We start from the raw sequence: 24,156 nt of genomic DNA on the forward strand, positions 1-24,156 counted from the left end.
GTCCTCCCGTGCCCCGCGCAGGAAGCCGTCCCCGGATACCGTCGCCGACGCCGCCTCCGGCGCCGACCCGCGCGGCCACGGCGACGAACTGCAGCAGCAGGCCGGCGGCAGCCATCCACCGCTGACCACGGCCCAGGGCATCCCGGTCGCCGACAACCAGAACTCGCTGCGCGCCGGCGCGCGCGGGCCGACCCTGCTGGAGGATTTCGTCCTCCGCGAGAAGATCACCCACTTCGACCACGAGCGCATCCCCGAGCGCATCGTCCACGCCCGCGGCTCGGGCGCCCACGGCCATTTCGAGTTGACCCGGTCGCTGGCCAAGTACACGACGGCGAAGATCCTCACCGAGGTCGGCGCGCGCACCCCGGTATTCGCCCGCTTCTCCACCGTCGCCGGCGGCGCCGGCTCGGTCGACACCCCGCGTGACGTGCGCGGCTTCGCGGTCAAGTTCTACACCCAGGAAGGCAACTGGGACCTGGTCGGCAACAACATCCCGGTGTTCTTCATCCAGGACGCGATGAAGTTCCCGGACGTGGTCCATGCGGTGAAGATGGAACCGGATCGCGCCTTCCCGCAGGCGGCCAGCGCCCACGACACGTTCTGGGACTTCATCTCGCTCACCCCCGAAGCCATGCACATGATCATGTGGGCGATGAGCGACCGCGCGATCCCGCGCTCGCTGCGGATGATCGAAGGCTTCGGCATCCACAGCTTCCGCCTGCTCGACTCACAGGGCCGCAGCACCTTCGCCAAGTTCCACTGGCGCCCCGAGCTGGGGCTCCAGTCCACGGTCTGGGACGAGGCGCTCAAGCTGCAGGGCGCGGACAACGACTTCCACCGCCGCGACCTGTTCGAGGCGATCCAGTCCGGGCAGTTCCCGGCCTGGCAGCTGGGCGTGCAGCTGTTCACCGAGGAGGACGCGGCGAAGTTCCCGTTCGACCACCTCGACCCGACCAAGCTGATCCCCGAGGAACTGGTGCCGCTGACCGTGGTCGGCCGCATGGTCCTGGACCGATGGCCGGACAACTTCTTCCCCGAGACCGAGCAGGTCGCGTTCTGCCCGGCCAACATCGTGCCCGGGATCGACTTCAGCGACGACCCGCTGCTGCAGGGCCGGCTGTTCTCCTACCTGGACACCCAGCTCTCGCGCCTGGGCGGCCCGAACTTCCACCAGATCCCGATCAACGCGCCCAAGTGCCCGTTCGCCAACCACCAGCGCGACGGCCACATGCAGATGGACGTGCCCAAGGGCCGGGTGAACTACGAACCCAGCTCCCTGCAGGCCGACTCGCCGCGGGCCACGCCGGCCGGCTTCCGCACCCATACCACCGTCGCCGACGGCGCCAAGGTCCGGCTGCGCGCCGAGAGCTTCGCCGACCACTACAGCCAGGCACGGCTGTTCTTCCGCAGCCAGAGCGCGCCGGAACAGGCGCACATCGCCAGCGCGCTGGTGTTCGAGCTGTCCAAGGTCGAGACCGCGCACGTGCGCGAGGCCATGGTCGGCCACCTGCGCCATATCGATCCGGACCTGGCCCGGCGCGTGGCCGATGGCCTGGGCCTGGACGCCCTGCCGCCGGCGCCGCCGGCGCGGGTGCCGCCGCAGGACCTGCCGCCCTCGCCCGCCCTGCGCATCATCGACCGGATGAAGGACACCCTGCAGGGCCGCTGCGTCGGCATCCTGGTCCACGACGGCTCCGACGCGGCCGCGGTCGCGGCCCTGCGCAAGGCTGCGGAGAAGGCCGGGGCCACGGTCAAGATCGTGGCCCCGAAGCTCGGCGGCGCGCTCCTGTCCAACGGCCGCCGCCTGGCCGCCGACGGCCAGCTCGCCGGCACGCCGTCGGTGGTGTTCGACGCGGTGGCGCTGGTGCTGTCGAAGGAGGCCGGGGCGATGCTGGCCAAGGAAGCGGCGGCGGTGGACTGGGTCCGCGACGCCTTCGGCCACCTCAAGGCGATCGCCGCCGACGCCGGCGCGCAGGCGGTGCTCAAGGCCGGCGGCGTGGTCCGCGACGCCGGCGTGGTCGAGGCCGGCGAGGTCGCCGCCTTCATCGCCGCGGCCAAGACCCGGCAGTGGGCGCGCGAGCCGAAGGTGCGGATGCTGGCCTGACGACCCGCAGCCGTTTTCCCCGTGTAGGAGCCGGTGTTGCCGGCGACAGCCATGGCGGACGCGTTTGCGTGAAACCGGATGCCAGTGATCCGTCTGCCTCCACGGTCGCCGGCAAGACCGGCTCCTACAAGGATCGCCCGGCGCCGATCCGCTGCCCTGTCGGCCAGAGGACTCCGACGGACCCGCAGCGGGATGCCACCGGCCGGGCTGCGGTCACCGCGCCTGGGTAGGTGATCAGGATGCGCGGGCGCGGGTGCGCGCGGCCTTCTTCGCCGCCGCCTTGCGCACCGCCGGGCCCTTGGTCCGCGCCGCCTTCTTCGCCGCCGCCGAACGGCTGGACGCGGTGCGCTTGGTCGCGGCCTTCTTCGCCTGGGTGGACAGCGCCTTCTTGCCGGCGACCTTCTTCGCGCTGGTGCCGCGGCTGGCGGTCTTGAGCGCCTTCTTCGCACCGGCCGAGCGGGTCTTGGAAGTCTTCTTCGCCGACTTGGAGGCCTTGGTGTCCTGCGCGGCCTTCTTCTTGGTGGCCTTGGAGGCGGTCTTCGAGGGTTTGGCCTTCACCCCGTCGCGGCGCGCCTTGGACAGGCCGATGGCGATCGCCTGCTTGGTGCTCTTGGCGCCGTGCTTGCCTTCGCGGACGTGCTCGATCTCTTCCTTCACGTATTCGCCGGCCTGGGTGCTGGCGGACTTGCCCTCGCGCTTGTCGCGGGCGGCGGCCTTGCGGGTCTTCTTCTCCGGCATCGGGGTTCTCCGCAGCGGAATGAAGCGCACGGTTTAGCAATGGCGCGGTGAACACCCTGTGCAATGGCAAGACACGATTGCAGCACTCGCGCGGATGCGACGGCGGCGTTCAGCCGCGCCGGTACCACGCCAGTACGGCCGCCGGCAGGCATGGCTCCGGCGCCAGGTCCAGCGCCGCGAACGCGTCCAGCGCATCGCGCAGGCGCCTCTGCGCCGGGGTCGGGCCGGTCCGCCCTTCCAGTTCGTCCACGTGCAGCTGCGCCAGCGACCACTCGTGCAATCCGTCGCGGCGCCGGGCCAGCGCGGCGCGCAACCAGGCATGCAGGGGCCAGGTGCGGTAGCCGCGCGCTGCCAGCGCCTGCACCCGCGCCTGCATCGCGGCCTCGATCCCGCGGAACCACTCGCTGCCGCCGCCGGCCTGGACCCGCACCGCCGACGGCGGCGGCGAGTTGTGCGCGCGCAGGCCGGCGCGCAGCTCCAGTTCCAGGTCGCGTGCGTCGCGCACCGACTCGGCCTGGACCAGGGCGCCGCGCTCCAGGCAGAAGAAGTCGAACCAGCGCGGATGCAGGGCGGCGATCCGGTCCAGGGGATCGCGCGAGAAACCGATCTTGCAGTGGTCCTCCCACTGGCAGGGGAAGACGTAGGCGAAGCAGCGGCCGTCCAGGGCGATGCCGGAGACATCGGCATCCAGGGCGGCGCCCAGCCCCGCGTCCGCCTGCGCATCCTCGACGGCGTCCGACGCGCGATCGCCGTGGCTTGGCCGGGTGCGGAATCGGGGCACCGCGCTCATCTTCGCGCCTGCCGTTCCGATGGGGTGGAATTCGTCGTGGCCGCATCCGCAGTGGACGCCGGCTCCCAGCCGAACACGCTGCGCCCGCCGTACCCATGCGACTCGCGCCGCTCGGCGGCGATGAAGGCCTCCAGCGAGGGGCCATCGGCGACCGCCTCCAGCCGCCGCGCCTGCGCGTCCAGGCGCGCGATCGCCTGCAGCTTCTCGGCATTGCCCAGCTTCGCCTGGCCCACGGAGGCCTTGAGCACGCCCAGGGTGTGGTCGAACACCCGGGTCGGCACCGGGAACGGATGCCGGTCCTTGCCGCCGTGGGCCAGCGAGAACCGCGCCGGATCGGTGAAGCGGCAGGGCGTGCCGTGCACGACCTCGGCCACCAGCGCCAGCGCGCGCACGGTGCGCGCGCCCACGCCTGGCACCTGCAGCAGTTCGGGGAAGTCGCGCGGCCCGCACTCGGCCGCCGCGGCCAGAGCGCCGTGCAGGCGACGCAGGACCACGTCGCCGGCGCGCACGTCATGGTGATCGGGCAGCGACAGGTGCGGCAAAGGCTCGCCCGCAACCTGGGCCGGCGTTTTTGCCGACGGAACGACCGTTGCCGGCGCCGGATCGAACAGATCGCCGGTGACCGGGATGGGGATATCACGCGTGCGGCGCCCACGCTGGCGCGCCAAGGCCTCATCGGCCGCGCGAACCTGCGCCGGCGCGTGCGTGCGCTCCGGCTGCGACGTCCTGTCCGCGTCCATGCCGGCACCGTCCGGTCCGGATCCGGTCGCCCTTCCGTCCAGCTTCGCGTACTCGCGCACCAGCGCCGCCGGATCGAGCTCGGCCAGCAGGTGCAGCTGCGCCGCGCGCGAAGCCGCCGCGCGGCGGTCGGCGAGGTTGACGATGCGGCCCTGGCCGGGCCCTTCGATCGCCGCGTGCGGGGCGTCGACGAAGCTCTCCAGCCCTTCGGACAGCCAGTGGTAGCGGCGCGCCTGCCCGCGTTCGCCGTTCATGCCCTGCTGGACCACGACCCAGCGGCCGTCGTCGGCGACGATGAAGCCGTGCAGGTAGAGCTCGAAGCCGTCCTGCACCGCGGCGCTGTCAACCTTGGCCACCAGCCGGCTGGCGCGGCCCAGGGCGACGCCGTCCAGGCCGGTGCGCTCGCCCACCGCCAGCAGCTCGGCCGGGGTGGCCCGCGAGTGCCGCCCGCGGCCGCCGCAGACCTGCAGCCCCAGCTCGCGCGACAAAGGCGCCACCCCGCGCTTGAGCGCGCCCATGACGCTGGTGGTGATCCCGGAGGAATGCCAGTCCATGCCCATCACCGCGCCGAAGCACTGGAACCAGAACGGATGCGCCAGCCGCCGCAGGAGTTCGTCGCGCCCGTACTCGATCACGATCGCCTGGCACAGGACCGCGCCCATGGCCGCCATGCGCGCGGCCAGCCACGGCGGCACGCGGCCGCCGTGCAGGGGCAGGTCGGCGCTGCCGCCGCGCCGGCTCATCGCGGGCGCACCGGAGTGAAGCTGCGACCCCTGCCGTCACGTCGCCGCTCCGGTTCGCCCGGTCCCTGCTCGGCCGGAGGCGCCGTCGGCCGCGCCCGGAACACCGCGCTCATCCGCGCCGGCACCGTTCGCGAGGTCTTGGGAATGCCGTGCTCGTGGGTGAGCTGGCTGGCATGGCTCATCACCAGCAGGCTGCCCGGCTCCAGGTCGATGCCCAGGGCACGGCCGCCGGCCTTGGCGCGGATGTTCATCCGCCGGGTGCCGCCCAGCGACACCAGCGCCAGCGGCTGGCCGGGCACCAGCGTGTGCAGCTTGTCGTTGTGCATGGCCACGCTGTCGCGGCCGTCGCGGTACAGGTTCAGGCCCACCGAGTTGTAGTCGCCCGGAACCTGCGCCCGCACCCGCGCCAGCATCGTCGCCAGCGGCAGCCGGTCCGGCAAGGCGTCCAGCGGATACCAGGCCTGCAGCCGCGGCACGTCCACCACCCGGTCGTACATCGGCCGCCGCTGGTGCTGCCAGGCGCAGCCCTCGCACAGGGCCCGGAACCAGGCCTCGGCCTCGCCCTCGCCGGCGAACGCGGGCCAGTAGCGGATGCCGCCCTCGGCATCGTCCACCAGCTGCAGCGGGGTGGCGGCGAACAGGTCCATGCTCATGCTCCTTCCCGCGCGGCGGCGTTCAATGGAAATCCCGCGACGGGACCTGCAGCCCGCCCAGCAAGGCGCTGAGGTCGCGCAGGTCGGCGGCGACCAGGTGCGACACGCCGTCGACCCGCTCCCAGCGCCCGCGCACCGCCAGCAGCCGCGACTGCAGCAGGGCCAGGCGCTGGCGCACGGCCAGGTGCGGCCAGACGATCACGTTGACCATGCCGTGCTCGTCCTCGAGGGTGACGAAGACCGTGCCCTTGGCCGTGCCCGGGCGCTGGCGCTGGGTGACCAGCCCGGCCACGTGCACGCCGCTGCCGTGGCGGCGCTGCTGCAGCTCACGCGAACCGAGGATCCGGCGCTCGACCATGCGCGGACGCAACAGCGCCATCGGGTGCCGCGCCAGGCTCAGGCCGGTGGCGCGGTAGTCGGCCAGGACCTCCTCGCCCGGACGCGGCGTCGGCAACGACACTGGCGCCTCGGCCGGGCTGCCCGGCAGCAGGGGCAGGCGCCGCTCGACCCCGGCCACCGCCCAGCGCGCGGCGTTGCGGTGTCCGGCCAGCGAGCGCAGTGCGCCGGCCTCGGCCAGGGCTTGGCGCGCCTTCGCGTCCAGGTCGGCGCGCCGGCACAGGTCGGCGACGTCGGCGAACGCGCCGTGCGCGCGCGCGGCCACGATCCTCTCCGCCGCCGCCTGCGACAGCCCAGCCACCTGGCGCAGGCCCAGGCGCAGGGCCGGCTGGCCGCCGTCGTCCTGCCCGCGGCGCGGATGCCCGCCCTCCAGGGTGTTGTCCCAGTCGCTGTGGACCACGTCCACCGGCCGCACCTCGATCCCGCGCCGGTCGCCGTGCCCGCGCCGCGCGTCCTGCACGATCTGGCTGGCCGAGTAGAAGCCCATCGGCTGGGCGTTGAGCAGGGCGCAGGCGAAGGCCGCCGGCTCGTGCCGCTTCAGCCAGGCGCTGACGTAGACCAGCTTGGCGAACGAGGCGGCGTGGCTCTGCGGGAAGCCGTAGGAACCGAAGCCCTTGATCTGCTCGAAGATCTGGTCGATGAATCCGGACGAGTAGCCCTTGCCTTCCATCAGCTCGCGGATGCGCGCCCGGTGCGGCTCCATGTCGCCGCCGCGCTTCCAGGCGGCCATCGAGCGGCGCAGCTGGTCGGCCTCGTGCGGCAGGTAGCCGGCATGGATCACCAGCTCCATCACCTGCTCCTGGAACAGCGGGATGCCCAGGGTCTGGCCGAGGATCTGCTGCACGCCCTCCGACGGATAGGTGACCTCCTCCTCGCGCATCCGCCGCTGCAGGTAGGGATGGACCATGCCACCCTGGATCGGGCCGGGGCGCACGATCGCCACCTGCACCACCAGGTCGTAGAACTTCTCCGGCCGCAGCCGCGGCAGCATCGCCATCTGCGCCCGCGACTCGACCTGGAACACGCCGACGCTGTCGGCGGCCTGCAGCATCGCGTAGGTCGGGGCGTCGTCGGGCGGCAGCGTGGCCATGTCCAGGCGGCAGCCGCGGTGGCGCTCGACCAGGTCGAACGCCTTGCGGATGCAGGTCAGCATGCCCAGCGCCAGGCAGTCGACCTTGAGCAGCTTCATCGACTCCAGGTCGTCCTTGTCCCACTGGATGATGGTGCGCTCGGCCATCGCCGCGTTCTCCACCGGCACCAGCGCCGACAGCGGCGCGTCGGAGATCACGAAGCCGCCGACGTGCTGCGACAGGTGGCGCGGGTGGCCCTCGAGCATCCCGGCCAGGGCCAGCACCCTGGCCACCAGCGGGTTGTGCGGATCGAAGCCGGCCTCGCGCAGGCGCTGATCCATCGGCGCCTCGCCGTTGCCCCAGCCGAAGCACTCGGCCAGCAGTCCGGTCTGGTCCGGCGGCAGGCCGAAGGCCCTGGCCACGTCGCGCACCGCGCTCTTGCCGCGGTAACTGATGACGGTCGCCGCCAGCGCCGCGCGCCGGCGGCCGTACTTGGCGTATACGTACTGCATCACTTCCTCGCGGCGCTCGTGCTCGAAGTCCACGTCGATGTCGGGCGGTTCCTTGCGCTCGCGCGAGAGGAAGCGGGCGATCAGCAGCCGGGTCTGCGCGGGATCCACCGCGGTGATGCCCAGGGCGAAACACACCGCCGAGTTGGCCGAGGAACCGCGGCCCTGGCAGAGGATGCCCTTGCTCCTGGCGAAGCGGACGATGTCCTGCACGGTGAGGAAGAACGCCTCGTACTCCAGGTGGGCGATCAGCTCCAGCTCCTCCTCGATCTGCGCGCGGACCTTGTCCGGCACGCCTTGCGGCCAGCGCGCGCGGATGCCCGCCTCGGTCAGTTCGCGCAGCCGGCTGGACGGGGTGTGGCCGTCCGGCACCAGTTCCTTCGGGTACTCGTACTTCAGCTCGCGCATGGAGAAGCGGCAGCGCCGCGCAAGTTCCACCGCGGCCTGCAGCAGCGCCGGCGGATGGATGCTGGCCAGCGCCCGGCGCGTGCGCAGGTGGCGCTCGCCGTTGCCGAACAGCAGGGCGCCGGCCCGGGCCAGCGGCGTGTTGTGGCGGATCGCGGTCACGGTGTCCTGCAGCACCCGGTCGCGGCGCCGGGCCATGTGCGCGTCGCCGCTGGCCAGCGGCACCAGCCCCAGGTCGGCGGCCAGCGCCAGCAGCCGCGCCTGGCGGGCTGCGTCGTCGGTCTCGCGGTGCAGCTCCACCGCCAGGTGGGCGCGTGCGCCGAACGTCCGGCGCAGCCAGCGGCCCTGCTCCGGGTCGGGTTCGGCGCCCGGCAGCCATAGCGCGAACAGGCCGCAGTTGCCGGCCTCGCAGTCGGCCAGCACCCGTTCCACGTCCTCGCGCTGCAGCCGGTAGCGGCCCTTGCTGGCGGCGCGGCGGGCGAAGGTGATCAGCTCGCACAGCCGGGTGTAGCCGCTGCGGTCCTCGACCAGCAGCACGCACTTCAGGCCGTCCGCCAGCACGAACTCGCTGCCGACCACCAGCGGCACCTGCGTCGCTTCCGAGGCCTCCAGCGCGCGCACGATCCCGGCCAGCGAGCATTCGTCGGTGATCGCCAGGGCGCGGTAGCCGCACTGCCGCGCGCGCTCGAACAGCGCGGCCGCGTCGCTGGCCCCGCGCAGGAAGGAGAAGTCGGACAGGCAGTGCAGTTCGGCGTAGTCCGGCAGGCCGTCGTCGTCCGGTTCCGATGCCCGCGCCGCCTCGTCGTTGGCCGCGTTGCGCAGGCGCGCGGCCACGTGCCAGGCGCGCGGCAGGCGCGCACCCGGCGCGTTCGGATCGTCGCCCGGGAATAGCGGATCCCGGCTCATGCGAACCATCCATGCAGCATCCAGCCGCCCTCGCGCACCCCTGCCGGGCGGAAGGCCCAGCCACGCTGGCCGCGACCGGTCTGGACCACGTAGTAGTCGCGGCGCGCATCGGCCCCGTCCCACCAGCCGCTTTCCAGCCGCTCCGGGCCGGACAGCACGCGCAGGCGCGGGTCGTGCAGCGGGACCGGCGCAGGCAGCAGCCAGGCCGGGCGCGGCGGCCGCGCCGGCGCCGGCGCGATCGCGCCTTCCCCGCCCTCGCCCTCGACCCTGCACCAGGCACGCTCCGGACGCGGATCGCCCTGCGGGGCGACCCGGTACACCGCCGCATCGCCCAGCCGCGCGCGCAGGCGCTCGCGCAGCCGCGGCCAGTCCAGCGCCTGCTGCGCGCGCGGGGCGAACAGGTCCTGCGCCGCCGGCACGAACGGCGGCAGCTCGCGCGCCAGCAGGCGCAGGCCGACCACCGGCCTTGCCAGCTGCAGCCGCTCCAGGCGCCCGCGCGCCAGCTCGAACAGCATCGCCGGCATCCGCTCCGGCGCCAGCAGGCCGACCTCGGCGTCGGTATGGCCCTGCTCGTGCTCCAGCCGCAGGACGAAGCGCTGCACCCCGCCGTCGCGGACCGACAGGTAGGTGCACAGGTCGCCGACCAGGCGGCGCAAGGGGAACAGCAGGGCGGTGTAGCTCTCGACCTCGTAGCCCAGTTCCACCCTGGCATCGAAGTGGTCGGGCGGCAGGTAGCAGTCCAGCGGGTCGTCGGCTTCGCCGTACAGCCTCTGCAGGTATTCCAGCAACGGCAGGCCGAAGCGCCGGCGCAGGGCGTCGCCCGGCAAGGCGCGCAGCTGGCCCAGGGTCTGTACGCCCATCCTGCGCAGGCGCTCGCCTGCGTCGTCGGGCAGCACCGCGCGCCGCACCGGCACCTGGTCGAGCAGCTGTGGCAGGGCCGCGGGTTCCATCACCGCCATGCCGTCGCGCAGCCCGGCCAGCACCCGCGCCGCGCGCGCGGTCGGGGCCAGGGCGATGCGGTGGCGGAAGCCGAGCCGGTCGAGTTCCGCGCGCAGGCGCCGCTCGAACCGCGGCCACGGCCCGAACAGGCGGAAACTGGCGCCGGCCTCCAGCACGATCGCGCCCGGCCACTGCGCGCTGACCAGGGAGCTGTGGCGGTAGGCCCAGGCGGCGAGGAAGCGCTGCATCCGCGCCTCGGCCTGCGGCGCGTAATCGACCATGGCCAGGACCGGCAGCAAGGCGTGCGCGGCGGTCAGGCGCATGCCCGGCGCCAACCCGGCCGCCGCGGCGGCGGCGTTGACCGCGTGCAGGCTGCGCAGCTGCGCCGGCCCGCCGACCAGGGCCAGCGGCGCATCGGGCGCGGGATGGCGGCGCAGGACCGCGTCCAGCGCCAGCTGCGGCAGGAGGATGCAGGCCCAGAGCATCAGCCGGCCTCCGCAGCCGGATGGGCGCCGCCATCGATCGGGGGCAACGCCGCGGGGACGGCGGGGTGCGCCGGATTCCACGGCAGGAGGAAGAGAGGCCGTTGCATCAGTGCGCCAGCCGCAGGACGCCCGCCGGCGGCTGCGCGCCGCGGCATTTGAGCACCCGCCAGCCGCCGTCCTCGGCCAGCAGGCGCAGGGCCGCCGGTGAGGCGTTGGCCGCGTGGCGGCGGTCGCGCAGGACGAAGCCGCAGCTGTCGCCGCTGTCGGCCGCCACCTGCAGCCGGCGCAGGGCGCGGTCGTCGCCGCCCGGCGGCCAGCCCAGCACCGCGCCGCAGGCGCCGCTGCGCAGGCACTGCTCCTGCGCCCACAGGGCCTGGCGCGGATCGGCCTCGACCACCTCCAGCAAGGCCAGGTCCACCCCGGCCGCCTGCCAGGCCGGCGCATAGGGGATGTACGGCGGCGCCACCAGCACCACCCGCTCGCCGGCCGCGGTCAACCGCGCCAGCGCGGGCAGCAGCAGCGATAGTTCGCCCATGCCGGCCGCCACCGGCCGGCGCGCGGGCGGTGGCGGTCCTGCGCCCTGCTCCGCCGCCGCGGGCGACGGTCCGTGGCCGGGCAAGGACGGCAGCAGCAATTCGGTCAACGCCCGCCGCGGCCAACCGCCCTGCGGCAGGCGCGCGTCCAGCTCGGCATGGCCGCTCGGCTCGCCGCCGCCGGCGGCCACGGCGCGGCGCCCGGCATGCCACAGCGTGCGCGCGGCCAGCATCGCGTCGAGGGCGAGCACCTGGCCCATCTCAACCGCGCCGGACCAGGCCGCAGTAGACGCCCTCGATGGCGAAATCCTGGCCAGGCCCGACCTCGATCGGCGCGTAGGCCGGGTTGCGAGGCAGCAGCACGATCCGCCGCCGCGTCCGCTGCAAGCGCTTGATCGTCAGCTCGCCGTCCACCCGCGCGATCACGGTCTGGCCGTCGCGCGCCTCGGGCGTGCCCTGCACCGCGACCAGGTCGCCGTCGAGGATGCCGTCGTCGATCATCGAGTCGCCCTGAACCCGCAACAGGTAATCGGGCCGCGGCGAGAACAGGCGCCGGTCCAGCCACAAGGCGTCCTCGCCGGCGGCGACCGGGCCGAGCCGGGCCACGCCCTCGGCGCTGACCGGCAGGCCGGCGGCGACCCGGCCCAGCACCGGCAGGGGCAGCAGGTCGGCCCCCCCGCCAGGCAGGCGCAGGCCGCGCTTGCGGCCCTGGGCCTGCTCGATCAGGCCGTCGGCAACCAGGGCCTGCACGTGTTTCTGGGCGGCATTGCGCGAGGCGAAGCCGAACGCCAGCGCGATCTCGGCCAGGCTGGGCGCGCGCCCGGCGGCCAGCTCGCGGCGCAGGAAGGCCAGCACGGCGGCGCGCTGGGGCGGCAGGTCGGCGGGGGTGTCGTCCGGGCTCATGGTGTACATTTGTACACCTTCCGGTCGCATCCGGCGAGATGGGGGCTTCAGCTTCCTGTGGGAGCCCGGTGCCGCATCCGCTGGCGCAGCAGTTCCATCAGCGCGCCATCGCGCGGGCGCGCGACGGCTTACTTCACCAGCGTCTGGATCGCATGCGCCGGGATGGTCACCTGGGTGGAGGCGGTGCCGACGTAGTAGTTGTAGGTGATCGCCACGTCGGTCGGGTTCATCACCACCGTGGCCAGGCTGCCGTCCTGGTTGAGGAACGAGGTCGCCAGCAGGTTGCTGCGGCTGCTGGCCGCACCGACCCGCTGCGCGCCCGGGCGCAGGAACCGGGAGAAGTGGCCGATGTACCAGTAGCTGGGCGTGTAGACCAGCTCGCCGCTGCGGGTGTCGGCGTGGATCGGCGAGAAGCAGTAGTTGCCGACGTGGTTCGGGCCGCCGGTCTCGTCCAGCAGCATGTTCCAGTCGATCCAGGCCGAGGCGCCGTTGTTGAGGTCGTTGATGATCGAGGTGCCGTAGCGCTCGCCGTTGGCCCAGCGCTGCACCTGCGACCAGTCGAACTTCTCGACCGTGGCCTCGGTGAGCAAAAGCACCTTGTCCGGGTACGCCTCGTGCACCTTGCCGACGTTCTCGAACATCGGATCGAAGCCGGCCCAGGTCTCGTACCAGTGGAAGCCCATGCCCCAGGCGTACTTGGCCGCCTCAGGATCGCCGAAGATCACGTTGGCGCGGTGGACCATCATGTCGCGGTTGTGGTCCCAGACCACGATCTTCTTGTCGCCGTAGCCTGCCTTGGCCATGGTCGGGCCGAGGTGGTCGCGCAGGAAGTCGCGCTCCTCCTCGGCGGTGTACAGCATCGACTCCCAGGTCTGCTTGGCCATCGGCTCGTTCTGCAGGCTGATCGCCCAGATCGGGATGCCCTCGGCCTCGTAGGCGGCGATGAACCGGGTGTAGTACGTGGCCCAGGCGTCGCGGTACTGCGGCAGGAGCTTGCCGCCCTGGAGCATGTGCCGGGTGTCCTTCATGAACGCCGGCGCGCTCCACGGGCTGGCCATCATCGGCAGGGTGCCGCCGGCCGCGGCGATGGCGCGCTTGATCAGCGGGATGCGGTAGCGGCGGTCGTGCTCGACCGAGAAGGTCTCGAGCGCCTTGTCGCCTTCCTTGACGTAGGTATAGCTGCCGCTGCTGAAGTCCGAGCTGTGGATGGTGGTGCGGGCCAGGCTGTAGCCGATGCCCTGCTCGGTGTCGTAGTAGGCGCGCAGGAGCTCGGCCTGGCGGGCCTCGTCGAGCTTGGCGAAGGTCTCGGCGGTGGCGTCGGTGATCGCGCCGCCGATGCCGAGGAAGGACTGGAATTTCCTGCCCGGTTCGACGAACACCGAGTTCTCGGCTTCGGTCAGGGCGTGGCCCGGCTGCAGCGGCGCGGAATGGCTGCGGACCATCTGCTGCGACGCGCCCTGGGCGGTGGTGTAGATGGTGACCGCATCGCCCGCGGCGACGCCTTCGGCGGCCAGCACCGGGATCGCGGCCGACATGGCCAGCGCTGTCATCAGGATCGATTTCACGTCTCCCTCCCTCCTATGCGTGAAGGGCGAGGTTAACCCGGCTTCGCCGGCGACGGTGGGTGATATCGCTCACATCGATGCAGCATCAGAACGGCTGGCCGATCTCCAGGAACAGCAGGTCCTCGCCGCCCTCGCGCAGGCCGTAGCCGAACAGCATCGGCCCGATCCAGGAATCGAAGCCGATGTAGGCGCTGCCGTTGAACACCCCGCCGCCCCAGCGCATGTCGGCGCGCCGCTCCCAGGCGTTGCCGTACTCCAGGGTGGTGCCGATCACCGCCGAGCGGCCGAACACCGAGGCCAGCTGCCAGCTGTAGCCGAGCATCGCCACCAACGCGTTCTGGCCGGTCAGCTCGTTGTAGTGGAAGCCGACCAGGTTGCCGCGCCCGCCCATGGTGATGCGCTCGTTGAGCGGCAGCTCGCCCGACAGGGTGCTGCGCCAGGTCAGCCCGGCCTGGACCGCGCCGCGGCCGAACGCGCGCGCGCCCAGCAGCTCCACCCCGGCCAGCTCGAAGTCGGTGTCGTCGCCCAGCGCCGCCAGGGTGGCGCGGTAGTCGGCGCGCACGAAGTAGCCGCGCCGCGGGAAATACAGGCTGTCCAGGCGGTCGATCGCGCCGCGCAGGAACCACACGCCCGACGCCACCTCCACCTCCGGCAGGCGCGGGTCGCCGATCTCGACCTGCGCCTTGCCGGCGGTGCGCTCCACCCCGGCCACCACCGCGCCGTAGCGGCCGAAGGTGCGGCCCAGCCCCAGCTCCACGCTGGCCAGGCGCGCGTCGTAGGTGGCGACGCGGTGGCCGCCCGCATCGAACAGCGGCACGTTGTCGTTCCAGGCCCCGGCGATGCCGTGGAAGTACCAGCGCGCCTGCGGGTCGAACGGGTGGTAGTACTCGCCACGCACGGCCGGCTCGCTGCCCAGGTCGACCGTCACCCGGGCCTCGGCGCCGAGCGGGGTCACCGGTGCGCGCACCAGGGCCGCGCGCAGGCTGGAGTCGTAGGTGCCGCTGAAGTCGGTCTGCAGGCGGTAGCCCAGCTGCAGGTAGTTCGGCCCCTGGCTCTTCTCCCGCGCGCGCACCACCACGCCTGCGCGGCCGTCCTCGCGGACCACGTCGTAGCCGACGCTGGCGAAGGTGCCCAGGCTGTAGATGCGCAGGGTCGAGGCCTCCAGCCGGGCGGCGTCCAGGGGCCGGCCCAGGGGCACGTCCAGGATCGACTCGAGCACCGCGTCGGCGTAGCCGCTGTCGTTCTCCAGGCGCAGGAACTCCACCACCGGGCGCGGATCGCCCGGCTCGCGCACCGGTGCCGGGCCGCGCCAGCGCGGCAAAGCGGCCAGCCGCGGCTGCGCGTCCGCGGCGGCCTGGCTGCCGATCCGCAGCGCGTCGGCGGCCTTGGCGAAATCGCCGGTGCCGACCTCGCCGCCCAGCTCCGGCACCACCAGCACGTCGCCCGGACCGAGGCTGTCGGTGGAGGCCCTGGTGTTGCGCACGGTCAGCAGGCCGGTGAGCTGGTACATCACCTGCAGCACGCCGGCGTCGGCGTCCAGCGCGGCCAGCGGCGTGCCCACGTCCACCGCGACGACGATGTCCGCGCCCATCCGCCGCACCGTGTCCACCGGCACCTGCTGGGCGATGCCGCCGTCCACCAGCACGTGGCCGTCGATCAGCAGGGGCTGGAAAATCCCCGGCAGCGACATCGAGGCGCGCATCGCCTGCGACAGGCTGCCCGAGCCCAGCTCCACCGCCTCGCCGGTGTTGATGTCGGTGGCCACCGCACGGAACGGCACCGGCAGGTCGTCGAAGTCGTCGGTACCGCTCACCCCCAGGGTGCTGCGCTCGATCAGCGAGAGGATCCGCTCGCCCTGGAGCACGCCCGGCGACACGCTCCACTTGCCGTCGCGCACGCCCACGCCGATCGTGGCCAGGCCGTCGCGGTCGTCCTGCTTGCGCCGGTAGCTGCGCTCGCGGCGCTCGATCGAGTCGTCGAAGATCGCCTTCCAGTCGGTGTCCACTACCAGCGCCTCGAGCTGGTCCACGCTCATGCCCGAGGCGTACAGGCCGCCGACCAGCGAGCCCATCGAGGTCCCGGCGATGCAGTCCACCGGGATCCGCAGTTCCTCCAGCTTGCGCAGCACGCTGATGTGGGCGATGCCGCGCGCGCCGCCACCGCCCAAGGCCAGGCCGACCCGCGGGCGCGAGGCGTCGCCGTCGCGCTGCGGGCACGAGCCGCCGGCGGCCATCGCCGGTGCGGACCACAGGCAGGTGGAGAACAGGCATGTGGAGAGCAGCCAGGCCAGCAGCAGGCCCGCCGCCGGACGCCGGCGGTGGCGCGGCCGTGCGCTGGCGGCCGCGGGTGCCGGTCCATGTCGCCGCAGGTCGTTACGCATCGCATTCCCTTGCCGTCCGGGTGTCGCGCGCATTCTAGGACCTGCCGGCAAGCGTCTCACGCGGCCGCTCAGGCCGGCATGGGCTCCGGATCGAGCACGTACACGCTCAGCCCCAGGCGCTTGGCCCGGCGCTTGGCCGCCGCGGCCTGCGAGGCGACCTCGTCGGCGCTGTCGAACACGCCCGGCGCGGCCCGGACCACGCCGATGGTCAGGGTGGTCAGCGGGAAGGTTGCGTAACGGCCGGCGCGGTCCTCGCCCTCGAGCACGCCGCGCGTCAGGTCGGCCTCGTCGAACAGGGCGCGGCTGGCCGCATCGAACTCGGCCACCGCCTCGCGGCAGCGCCGCTCCCAGTCCTCGCTCTGCAGCAGCACCACGAAGTCGTCGCCGCCGACGTGGCCGACGAAGTCCCAGCTCGGCTCCGCGTGGCGCACCAGGGTGGCGGCGACCAGGCGGATCATGCGGTCGCCGCGGAAGTAGCCGTACTGGTCGTTATACGGCTTGAAGTGGTTGAGGTCGCAGTACGCGGCCACGAACGGCTGGCCGGCCTCGATCAGGCGGCCGATGTGCTCGGCGATCGGGATGTTGCCCGGCAAAAGGGTCAGCGGGTTGGCGTAGCGCGCCGCCTCGATCCGCATCTCGGTGACCCGCCGCACCAGCGCCTCGCCGGTGCCGACCCCGGCGTAGCGCCCCTCGCGGGTGATGATGAAGCCGTCGGAGAGGTAGCGCTGGTCCTCGCCCATCAGGATCTCGGACATCGCGTCGATGCCCTGGCCCACGTCGGCCATGATCGGCGAGGCGTGCATGAACGGGATGCACGACTTGCGCCCCAGCAGCTCGCGCGCGAACGGCACCGCCATGCGCTCGTTGAACACCCGCCGGTTGATCAGCCCCAGCGGCCGCCGGCTGTCGTCCACCACCGGCAGCGCCGGCAGGTCCGGGTGCTGGCGGAACACCTGCTCCACATCCCCATTGCTGGCGTTCTCGCCCACGGAGGGCGCCTCGATCAGCAGGTGGGCGGCGGTGATCCGCGGGAACGACGCGCGCCGCCCGGCCGCCGGCCACACCGGCAGCTTCTGCGGCGCGGCCTGCTGCACTTCCTCGGGCACGGCGGTGGTCACCGCCGCCTGCGGCCGCCCCAGCAGGAAGCCCTGGGCGTAGCGGATGCCGAGGTCGCGCACGATCATCAGGTCGCGGCCGTGCTCCACGCCCTCGGCCACCAGTTCGGTACCGAGGCTCTCGGCCACCTGCACCAGGGCCTTGACGATGCTCAGCCGCCCGGGGCTCTGGGCGATGCCGTGGACCAGGCAGCGGTCGATCTTGACGTACTCCGGGTTCAGCTCGTGCCACATCCAGAAGTTGGAGTGGCCGTTGCCGAAGTCGTCCAGGGCGATGCGGACGCCGGCCGCGCGCAGGTAGCCGATCGCGTCGGCCAGCCGGGCCACGTCCTCGACCACGTCGCGCTCGGTGATCTCGATGACGAAGCGGCCCAGGTCGCGCCCGGAAGCACGCAGGCTGTCGATCAGCTGCTGCGGCCGCACCGCCTCCTGCAGGATCGCCTGGGCGCTGAGGTTGAGCAGCAGGCGGCCGCCGCGGTCGAAGTCGAATCCGTGCGCGAGGGTCCGCACCGCGCCCATCTCCAGCTCCCCCAGGCGGCCGCCCGCGCGCGCCAGATCCAGCAGGTGCAGCGGCGTGCACTGTGGATCGGCGTGCCGCATCAGCCCTTCGTGGGCGACCACGCAGCGATCCTCCAGACGCACGATCGGCTGGTAGACCGCGTGCAGCCCTCCGGGACGGAGCGCGCGTTCGAGCAGCGAGGCGCCGGTCGGGATGGAATGCAGGCTTGGCATGGTGGCGGCAAATTAATGCGCGCACATGACAACGAGGCTTCAGCCGCCGCCGATGCATGACCGGCGCCGCTGCGTCATACCCGCGTCACAACGCTGCCCTACCGTGCCGCATCTTTCAGGGGAAGCGTGCGGTTTGGCCGAGCAGGCGCGACGGGGACTGGCGCGGATCATCGCCGAGCAGGGGCCGGTATTGCGCGGCTTCTTCGCGCGCCGGGGCGCCCATGAGGACGCGGAGGACCTGGTGCAGGAAACCTGGCTGCGCCTGCTGCGCGCCCACCATGACCGGGGCGAAGGCATCGCCAACCCCGAGGCCTACCTGTTCACGGTGGCGCTGAACCTGGCGCGCGAGCAGGCCGCGCGCAGGCGGCAGACGCCGCTGCGCCTGGACGAACTGCAATCGCTCGCCGCGCAGCTGGCCAGCGGCGAATGCCTGGTGGACGCGGCCGAGCGCGCGCAGAGGCAGCGGCGGCTGCAGGCGCAGCTGGCGTCGCTGCCCGAGCGCACCCGCGCAGTGCTGGTGATGCAGTACCGCGACGGCCTGAGCTACCGCCAGATCGCCGAGCGCATGGGCGTATCGCCGCACATGGTCAAGAAGCACGTGGTCCGTGGGCTGGCGGCCTGCCGGCTGGCGCTGGCCGAGGCGGAAGTCGAGCCATGAGCGCCACTCTTCCTCCGGCCGCGCACGGCCCGGCTGCGCGCGACGCCGTGCTCGAGGCGGCGCGCTGGTATTCGCTCCAGCGCGAAGGCGTGCTCGACCAGGCACAGCAGGCCCGCTTCATGGACTGGCTGCTGGCCTCGCCGGCGCACCTGCGCGAATACCTGGCGGTGGGCCACGTCGCGATCGAACTGGGCGAGGCATTGCGCGCGGCGCCCGACGACGTGGACGCGCTGCTGCGCGCCGCCGAGGCGGACGGCGACGGCGGCAACGTGGTCCGGCTGCCGCTCGCCCGCACGGCCACGCCACGGGCCGCGGCCGTAGCCGCGCCGGCGCGCCGCTGGCCGCGGCTGGCCTCGGCCGCCGCCGTGCTGCTGGGCCTGGCCCTGGGCGTACACGCCGGCTGGCCGCGCACCAGCCACCACGTCGCCGGCCACGGCCAGCCGCGCAGCTTCGTCCTGGCCGACGGCACCCGCGTGCACCTGAACGCGGAGAGCGAGCTGACCGCCCGCTACACGCCCTGGGGACGCCAGGTGGAGCTGGTCCGCGGCCAGGCCGGCTTCGTCGTCGCCGACGGCCTGCGCCCGTTCGCGGTGCGCGCCGCCGGCCTGCGCGTGCGCGACATCGGCACCACCTTCGAGGTCTGGCTGCAGCGCGACCAGGCACGGATCGGCGTGGCCGACGGCCGGGTCCAGGTGTTCGACGACGCCGGCGACGGCCGCCTGCTGGCCGACCTGGGCGCGGGCCACGGCGCGCGCATCGGCTACGCCGACCGCGCGGTCGTCCTCGCCGACGAGGATCCAGCGGCGATGAACGCCTGGTGGCGGCGGCGCATCGGCTTCCGCGACGAACCCCTGCACGAGGTCGCCGAACGCTTCAACCGGATGAACCGCGTGCGCCTGCAGGTCGACGACCCGATGGCCGGGGCCCTGCGCCTGACCGGCAACCTCGATGCCGCCGACGTGGAATCGCTGCACGCGTTCCTGCGGCAGCAGCCGTCGCTGGCCACGCACCTGCAGGACGGAAGGATCCACGTCGGCTCGCGCGCGGCTTCGCCGGCGTCGCGCTGAGGTCGATCCGCGACTCCGCGCCGCATCGCCCGGGCGCTGTCAAAAAAAATTCATCGGCCAGGCGGTACCCGATCCGCTCCGTGCGCCGTCGTAGTGGGGCATGCGCGGTCGCTGCGGCCGCGTGCCCTTCCCCACCACAGGCCCCACCATGCGCAAGATCCTGTTCCTCTCCATCGCCCTCGCCCTGCACGCCGGCACCGCCACCGCGCAGGACCGCGCAGTCGCCAGCGCGGCCATCCCCGCCCAGTCGCTGGACGCCGCGCTGGACGCGCTCTCGCGCCAGACCGGACTGCAGTTCGTCTATGCCGCCCAGGTCGCCGGCCAGGCGCGCAGCCGTGCGGTGCCGGCCGGGCTGCCGGCGGACGAGGCCCTGCGCCGGCTGCTCGACGGCACCGGCCTGCGCCACCGCTACCTCAACCCGACCACGGTGACGATCGAGCCTGCCACGGCGCAGGCGGCGCCAGCCTCGGCCTCCGCGCCCGCCGCGATGCCGGCGGCAGCCGCCCCGGCCACCGCCGCCGACGGCCTGGCCGCGCAGGAACTGGAAAGCATCGAGGTGGTCGGCAGCTACAGCCGCAGCCTGGAGCGGGCGGTGGACATCAAGCGCGCCACCACCGGCTTCTCCGATTCGATCGTCGCCACCGACGTGGCCGACTTCCCCGAGCAGAATCTGGCCGAGGCCCTGCAGCGCATGCCGGGCGTGACCATCGAGCGCAGCAAGGGCCTGGGCACCCGGGTCAACGTCCGCGGCCTGCCCTCCGAGTACACCCACGTCTCGATCAACGACCTGGCCACCGCCTCGGGCAGCGGTGGCCGCGACGTGGAGTTCGACATCTTCGCCTCGGAGATCATCCAGCAGGTGACCGTGCTCAAGTCGCCGACCGCCGCCGACGAGGAGGGCGGCATCGCCGGCTCGGTGCAGATCTCCACCGCGCGCCCGTTCGACTACCGCGGGCGCAAGCTTGTGGCCTCGGCCGAGGGTGCGTACAACTCGATCTCCGAGGAGACCGACCCGAAGTTCTCGTTCCTGGCCAGCGACACCTGGGGCGACTGGGGCGCACTGGTGTCCTTCTCCGGCGGCAAGCGCACCAACCGCACCGACTCGACCTCCGGCATCAACTTCCGCCCGCTGACCCGCTTCCTCTCCGCTTCCGGCACCCGCGGCAGCCAGGCCGAGGCGGTGTACGAGCGGGACACCGGCCTGGCCATCGACAACCGCGCCGACAGCGCCGAGACCAACCTGATCGTGTTCCAGGACAAGGTCGGCGACCGCGTCTACCTCAACGAGCAGGACAAGTGGGGCGCCACCGCCTCGCTGCAGTACCGCCCCAGCAGCAGCTTCAGCCTGACCTTCGACGCCATGCTCGGCGGCTACGACGCCACCGAGGACGAATACGACGCCGCGGCCTACTCGGCCTCCAGCCGCAGCACCCTGGACACCATCCACGCGTACGACGCCGACACCCTCTCGCAGTACGGCATCGTGGTCCTGAGCGACGTCTCCTACACCGCCACCCAGCACGAGTTCCTGAGCAAGCAGCGGATCAACGAGACCGACTACCGCCAGTTCAGCCTGGCCATGGACTGGAAGCCCGGCGCCTGGGACATCGACGCGATGCTCGGCTACTCCGGCGCCGACAAGACCCAGGACTACTCCAACCTCAAGCACGTGGCCTACGCGCCCTCGCGCACCCGCTGGACCGGCAGGAGCGGCGAGACCGTGCCCAGCGCCGACCCGGCCACGATCGACATGTACGACGCCGCCGACAAGTACCTGTTCGAGGCCTACGAGACCACCCTGGAGGAAGTCAGCGACGACAAGTACGCCGCCCAGCTGGACTTCGGCCGCGCCTTCGACCTGGCCGCGTTCCCGGCCCTGCGCAGCGTCTCCTTCGGCGCGCGCTACACCGACAAGTCCAAGGAGCGCCGCTACGGCGAGCTGAAGATCACAGGCCCTACCGCCGGCAGCACCGCCTGGGTCAACACCCGCACCCTGGCCGACAGCCCCCTGCAGTGGATCAGCGACCTGGTCCCCGGCGGCGGCTACAGCGTCAAGGACCTGGACTGGCAGCAGGTCTCCAACGCCTGGGCGCGCGAGTTCTTCCGCTACGACGGCTTCGTCACCCCGTTCGACGACAGCCAGTACTACCGCGTGGACGAGGAGGTGCTGGGCCTGTACGCGATGGCCGACATGGCCTTCGACGTCGGCGCGGTGCCAGTGGCGGTCAACGCCGGCGCGCGCTGGGTCGACACCTCGGTGCTGTCCTTCGGCTACCACCCGGTGCAGAACCCGGACGGCAGCACCGGCTACACCGACGACCCGGTATCGAAGAAGGGCGGCTACGACGACATCCTGCCCAGCCTGAACCTGAGCGCCGAACTGGCCGACGGCCTTCTGCTGCGCGCGGCCGCCTCCGAGACCCTGATGCGCCCGGCGCTGACCGACATCGCCTACAAGCGCACCGCCAGCTGGAGTTCGTTCCGCTTCACCGACGGCAACCCGGATCTGCAGCCGACCTACGCCAGGCAATGGGAGATCGGCCTGGAGAAGTACCTGGAGAACGGCGGCTTATTGGCTGGCTCCTACTTCCGCAAGAAGATCGACGGGGTGGTGGTCAACGCCCTGACCGGCACCGTCGAGGACGTGGCGGTGTACAACGCCAACGGCAGCCTCAACGGGATCTACGACTTCGACGTCTACCAGCCGGTGAACGCCGACGGCTCCTACGACGTGGACGGGATCGAGCTGATCGCGCAGCTGCCGCTGTCGGCCCTGCACCCGGCGCTGGAAGGCTTCGGCGTTAACGCCAACTACACCCGGCTGGACAGCTCGCTGGCCGGCGAGTCCGACCTGGGTATCGCCACCCCGATGCCGGGCCTGGCCGAGAACACCTGGAACCTGACCGCCTACTACGAGAACGCGCGCTTCGACGCCCGCCTGTCCTACAACCACAAGGACGAGTACGTCGAGTCGATCGGCTACAACATGTACCCGATCTGGCGCGACGCCTACGGCCAGCTGGACCTGTCCGTCGGCTACCGGATCAGCGATGCGCTCAAGCTGAGCCTGAAGGCGATCAACCTCACCAACGGGGCGACCACCGGCTACACCATGGATCCGGCGTTCCCGACCATGTACGAGCTGTCGGGCCGGCGGATCAGCCTGGGCATCCGCGCCGACTTCTGAGGCATAGCGGTCCGTGTCGGCGACGGCGTCCATGAGGCGCCGTCGCCGGCGTATCTGCGGCGTGCATCCGCTGCATTGCCCGCCAACGGCTACCTGCCAGGAACCGTCATGCGCATTCCCGCTGCTTTCCTTCTCTCATGCGTCCTGTCCACGCTGCCCGCTGCCGCCATCGCCGGCAATGATCGCGGCGATCGCGACCGCCGCTGGCTGGCCGGCGACCACCACGTGCACAGCGAGTGGAGCGTGGACTGGGACCGTTCCACCACCCCGCCCACCCCGGCCCGCGGCGGCGATTCGCCCTACAGCCGCGGCCGCAACGCACGCCGGGCGCTGGCCCATGGCCTGGCCTGGATGGTGCACACCGACCACGGCGGCCCCGGCCACTCGGCGGTGACTCGCGATCATGCCTGGCCGGCGCTGCAGCAGGCCCGGCGCGAGGTGCCGGAGCTGGTCCAGTTCAACGGCATGGAATTCGACGTCCCCGGCGCCGAACATGCCACCGTGATCGTCGCCCCCGGTCCGCGCGAACGCGACGAACTGGTGGCGATCGAGCGCGACTACGGCCGCAGCGAACCCGTGCACGGCAATCGCGACGACGGCCAGGCCATGCTCGACGCCCTGGTCCACATGCGCGCCCTGCCCACGCCGCCGCTGGTGATCGTCAACCATCCCTCGCGCACCGCTGCCGGCATCGGCGCCTGGGGCGAAGTCGATCCGGCCGAACTGCGCGCCTGGCACGACGCCGCACCCGAGGTACTGGTCGGCATGGAAGGCGCGCCCGGCCACCAGGCCACCGCCAGCGACCGCCGCGGCTTCTACCGCAACCCCGCCGCGCCCACGTTCGGCGGCTTCGACCAGATGACCGCGCAGGTCGGCGGGGTCTGGGACGCCTTGCTGGCCGAGGGCCGGCGCTTCTGGATCACCACCAGTTCCGACTCGCACATCAACCGCCGCGACGGCGGCCACGACTTCGACCCGGGCGAGTACAGCAAGACCTGGGTGTGGGCGCGGCCGGAGGCCGGCGACATCCTCGACGGCCTCCGCCACGGCCGCATGTTCGCGACGACCGGCGACCTGGTCGATGCGCTGGAATTCCACGTCCAGGCCGCCGAAGACCCCGCCCGGCATGCCGGCATGGGCGGCACCCTGGTCGCGCGTCCCGGCGAAACCCTGCGCGTGCGGCTGCGCCTGCGCCAGCCCGGGCGGCCCAACTTCAACGGCCAGTCCCCGCGACTGGACCACGTCGACCTGATCGTCGGCGAACCCGGCGAGGCCGGACCGCGCATGCAGGTGCAACGGATCGAATCCGGACAGTGGCAGCGCGAGGGAGAGTGGATCGCCATCGAACGCAACCTGCCCGCGCCACCAGCCGGCGGCTTCGTCCGCGTGCGCGGCAGCAGCAACGCCGAGGCCACGCCGCAGCCCGACACGCCAGGCGAGGATCCGTGGCAGGACCTGTGGTTCTACTCCAATCCCGTATTCGTCGAGGTACGCCCGCGCTGACCTTGCCCCCACCGCCGGACCGGGCCATAATAACAAC

Annotated in this window: 16 protein-coding genes; 5 read left to right on the forward strand and 11 right to left on the reverse strand. The window is 72.5% G+C overall.

Annotated features, from left to right (window positions below; genetic code table 11):
- The first annotated feature begins 88 nt into the window (after window positions 1-88).
- Window positions 89-2,104 carry a catalase gene (locus CSC62_RS10915; protein WP_162406382.1) on the forward strand — a complete coding sequence of 672 codons (2,016 nt, stop codon included), beginning with the start codon at window positions 89-91 and terminating at the stop codon, window positions 2,102-2,104.
- A 234-nt stretch (window positions 2,105-2,338) separates the two neighbouring features.
- On the opposite strand, the gene CSC62_RS10920 is transcribed toward CSC62_RS10915, so the two are convergent.
- The 11 genes from CSC62_RS10920 to CSC62_RS10970 form a co-directional block, all read right to left on the reverse strand.
- The gene (locus CSC62_RS10920; protein WP_162406220.1) at window positions 2,339-2,842 is read right to left on the reverse strand and encodes a DNA-binding protein; all 504 of its coding nucleotides are present in this window, start codon (window positions 2,840-2,842) and stop codon (window positions 2,339-2,341) included.
- A gap of 109 nt (window positions 2,843-2,951) precedes the next feature.
- Window positions 2,952-3,632, reverse strand: coding sequence for a GIY-YIG nuclease family protein (locus CSC62_RS10925; protein WP_246194359.1), 681 nt, complete (start codon window positions 3,630-3,632; stop codon window positions 2,952-2,954).
- A complete protein-coding gene (locus CSC62_RS10930; protein ID WP_162406222.1) occupies window positions 3,629-5,113 on the reverse strand; it encodes a DUF763 domain-containing protein in 1,485 nt (494 codons plus the stop codon). The genes CSC62_RS10925 and CSC62_RS10930 overlap by 4 nt, the downstream gene beginning before the upstream one ends.
- The gene (locus CSC62_RS10935) at window positions 5,110-5,760 is read right to left on the reverse strand and encodes an alpha-ketoglutarate-dependent dioxygenase AlkB (RefSeq protein ID WP_162406224.1); all 651 of its coding nucleotides are present in this window, start codon (window positions 5,758-5,760) and stop codon (window positions 5,110-5,112) included. The genes CSC62_RS10930 and CSC62_RS10935 overlap by 4 nt, the downstream gene beginning before the upstream one ends.
- A 28-nt stretch (window positions 5,761-5,788) precedes the next feature.
- Window positions 5,789-9,052: an error-prone DNA polymerase gene (locus CSC62_RS10940; RefSeq protein WP_162406226.1), complete on the reverse strand. Its 3,264-nt coding sequence runs from the start codon at window positions 9,050-9,052 to the stop codon at window positions 5,789-5,791.
- The gene (locus CSC62_RS10945) at window positions 9,049-10,476 is read right to left on the reverse strand and encodes a Y-family DNA polymerase (RefSeq protein WP_162406228.1); all 1,428 of its coding nucleotides are present in this window, start codon (window positions 10,474-10,476) and stop codon (window positions 9,049-9,051) included. The genes CSC62_RS10940 and CSC62_RS10945 overlap by 4 nt, the downstream gene beginning before the upstream one ends.
- A gap of 106 nt (window positions 10,477-10,582) precedes the next feature.
- Window positions 10,583-11,269: a translesion DNA synthesis-associated protein ImuA gene (imuA, locus tag CSC62_RS10950; protein ID WP_162406230.1), complete on the reverse strand. Its 687-nt coding sequence runs from the start codon at window positions 11,267-11,269 to the stop codon at window positions 10,583-10,585.
- A gap of 1 nt (window position 11,270) precedes the next feature.
- On the reverse strand, window positions 11,271-11,912 hold the full coding sequence (lexA, locus tag CSC62_RS10955; protein ID WP_162406386.1) for a transcriptional repressor LexA: 642 nt from the start codon (window positions 11,910-11,912) through the stop codon (window positions 11,271-11,273).
- Between the two features lie 128 nt (window positions 11,913-12,040).
- Window positions 12,041-13,462, reverse strand: coding sequence for a glycoside hydrolase family 30 protein (locus CSC62_RS10960; RefSeq protein ID WP_162406388.1), 1,422 nt, complete (start codon window positions 13,460-13,462; stop codon window positions 12,041-12,043).
- Between the two features lie 100 nt (window positions 13,463-13,562).
- Entirely contained in the window at window positions 13,563-15,857 is a 2,295-nt protein-coding gene (locus tag CSC62_RS10965) for a patatin-like phospholipase family protein (RefSeq protein WP_162406232.1), read from the reverse strand.
- 68 nt (window positions 15,858-15,925) lie between these two features.
- Window positions 15,926-17,704 carry a GGDEF domain-containing protein gene (locus tag CSC62_RS10970; RefSeq protein ID WP_162406234.1) on the reverse strand — a complete coding sequence of 593 codons (1,779 nt, stop codon included), beginning with the start codon at window positions 17,702-17,704 and terminating at the stop codon, window positions 15,926-15,928.
- A 133-nt stretch (window positions 17,705-17,837) separates the two neighbouring features.
- Here CSC62_RS10970 and CSC62_RS10975 point away from each other — a divergent pair, with 133 nt between their 5' ends.
- From CSC62_RS10975 to CSC62_RS10990, 4 genes are all read left to right on the forward strand, one after another.
- The gene (locus CSC62_RS10975) at window positions 17,838-18,362 is read left to right on the forward strand and encodes an RNA polymerase sigma factor (protein WP_162406236.1); all 525 of its coding nucleotides are present in this window, start codon (window positions 17,838-17,840) and stop codon (window positions 18,360-18,362) included.
- On the forward strand, window positions 18,359-19,429 hold the full coding sequence (locus CSC62_RS10980) for a FecR family protein (protein ID WP_162406238.1): 1,071 nt from the start codon (window positions 18,359-18,361) through the stop codon (window positions 19,427-19,429). Before CSC62_RS10975 ends, CSC62_RS10980 begins: the two co-directional genes overlap by 4 nt.
- Window positions 19,430-19,577: 148 nt before the next feature.
- Window positions 19,578-22,616: a TonB-dependent receptor gene (locus CSC62_RS10985; RefSeq protein ID WP_162406240.1), complete on the forward strand. Its 3,039-nt coding sequence runs from the start codon at window positions 19,578-19,580 to the stop codon at window positions 22,614-22,616.
- Between the two features lie 108 nt (window positions 22,617-22,724).
- Window positions 22,725-24,119 carry a CehA/McbA family metallohydrolase domain-containing protein gene (locus CSC62_RS10990; RefSeq protein ID WP_162406242.1) on the forward strand — a complete coding sequence of 465 codons (1,395 nt, stop codon included), beginning with the start codon at window positions 22,725-22,727 and terminating at the stop codon, window positions 24,117-24,119.
- The last annotated feature ends 37 nt before the right edge of the window (window positions 24,120-24,156 follow it).

The sequence above is a fragment of the Pseudoxanthomonas jiangsuensis genome, assembly GCF_010093185.1.
Lineage (GTDB): Bacteria > Pseudomonadota > Gammaproteobacteria > Xanthomonadales > Xanthomonadaceae > Pseudoxanthomonas > Pseudoxanthomonas jiangsuensis.

What these genes read in the sequence shown, in the direction of transcription:
- CSC62_RS10920 (WP_162406220.1), bottom strand. Translation starts at nt 2,842, where the DNA reads ATGCCGGAGAAGAAGACCCGCAAGGCCGCCGCCCGCGACAAGCGCGAG.
- CSC62_RS10925 (WP_246194359.1), bottom strand. Translation starts at nt 3,632, where the DNA reads ATGAGCGCGGTGCCCCGATTCCGCACCCGGCCAAGCCACGGCGATCGC.
- CSC62_RS10930 (WP_162406222.1), bottom strand. Translation starts at nt 5,113, where the DNA reads ATGAGCCGGCGCGGCGGCAGCGCCGACCTGCCCCTGCACGGCGGCCGC.
- CSC62_RS10935 (WP_162406224.1), bottom strand. Translation starts at nt 5,760, where the DNA reads ATGGACCTGTTCGCCGCCACCCCGCTGCAGCTGGTGGACGATGCCGAG.
- CSC62_RS10940 (WP_162406226.1), bottom strand. Translation starts at nt 9,052, where the DNA reads ATGAGCCGGGATCCGCTATTCCCGGGCGACGATCCGAACGCGCCGGGT.
- CSC62_RS10945 (WP_162406228.1), bottom strand. Translation starts at nt 10,476, where the DNA reads ATGCTCTGGGCCTGCATCCTCCTGCCGCAGCTGGCGCTGGACGCGGTC.
- imuA (WP_162406230.1), bottom strand. Translation starts at nt 11,269, where the DNA reads ATGGGCCAGGTGCTCGCCCTCGACGCGATGCTGGCCGCGCGCACGCTG.
- lexA (WP_162406386.1), bottom strand. Translation starts at nt 11,912, where the DNA reads ATGAGCCCGGACGACACCCCCGCCGACCTGCCGCCCCAGCGCGCCGCC.
- CSC62_RS10960 (WP_162406388.1), bottom strand. Translation starts at nt 13,462, where the DNA reads ATGACAGCGCTGGCCATGTCGGCCGCGATCCCGGTGCTGGCCGCCGAA.
- CSC62_RS10965 (WP_162406232.1), bottom strand. Translation starts at nt 15,857, where the DNA reads ATGCGTAACGACCTGCGGCGACATGGACCGGCACCCGCGGCCGCCAGC.
- CSC62_RS10970 (WP_162406234.1), bottom strand. Translation starts at nt 17,704, where the DNA reads ATGCCAAGCCTGCATTCCATCCCGACCGGCGCCTCGCTGCTCGAACGC.
- CSC62_RS10980 (WP_162406238.1), top strand. Translation starts at nt 18,359, where the DNA reads ATGAGCGCCACTCTTCCTCCGGCCGCGCACGGCCCGGCTGCGCGCGAC.
- CSC62_RS10985 (WP_162406240.1), top strand. Translation starts at nt 19,578, where the DNA reads ATGCGCAAGATCCTGTTCCTCTCCATCGCCCTCGCCCTGCACGCCGGC.
- CSC62_RS10990 (WP_162406242.1), top strand. Translation starts at nt 22,725, where the DNA reads ATGCGCATTCCCGCTGCTTTCCTTCTCTCATGCGTCCTGTCCACGCTG.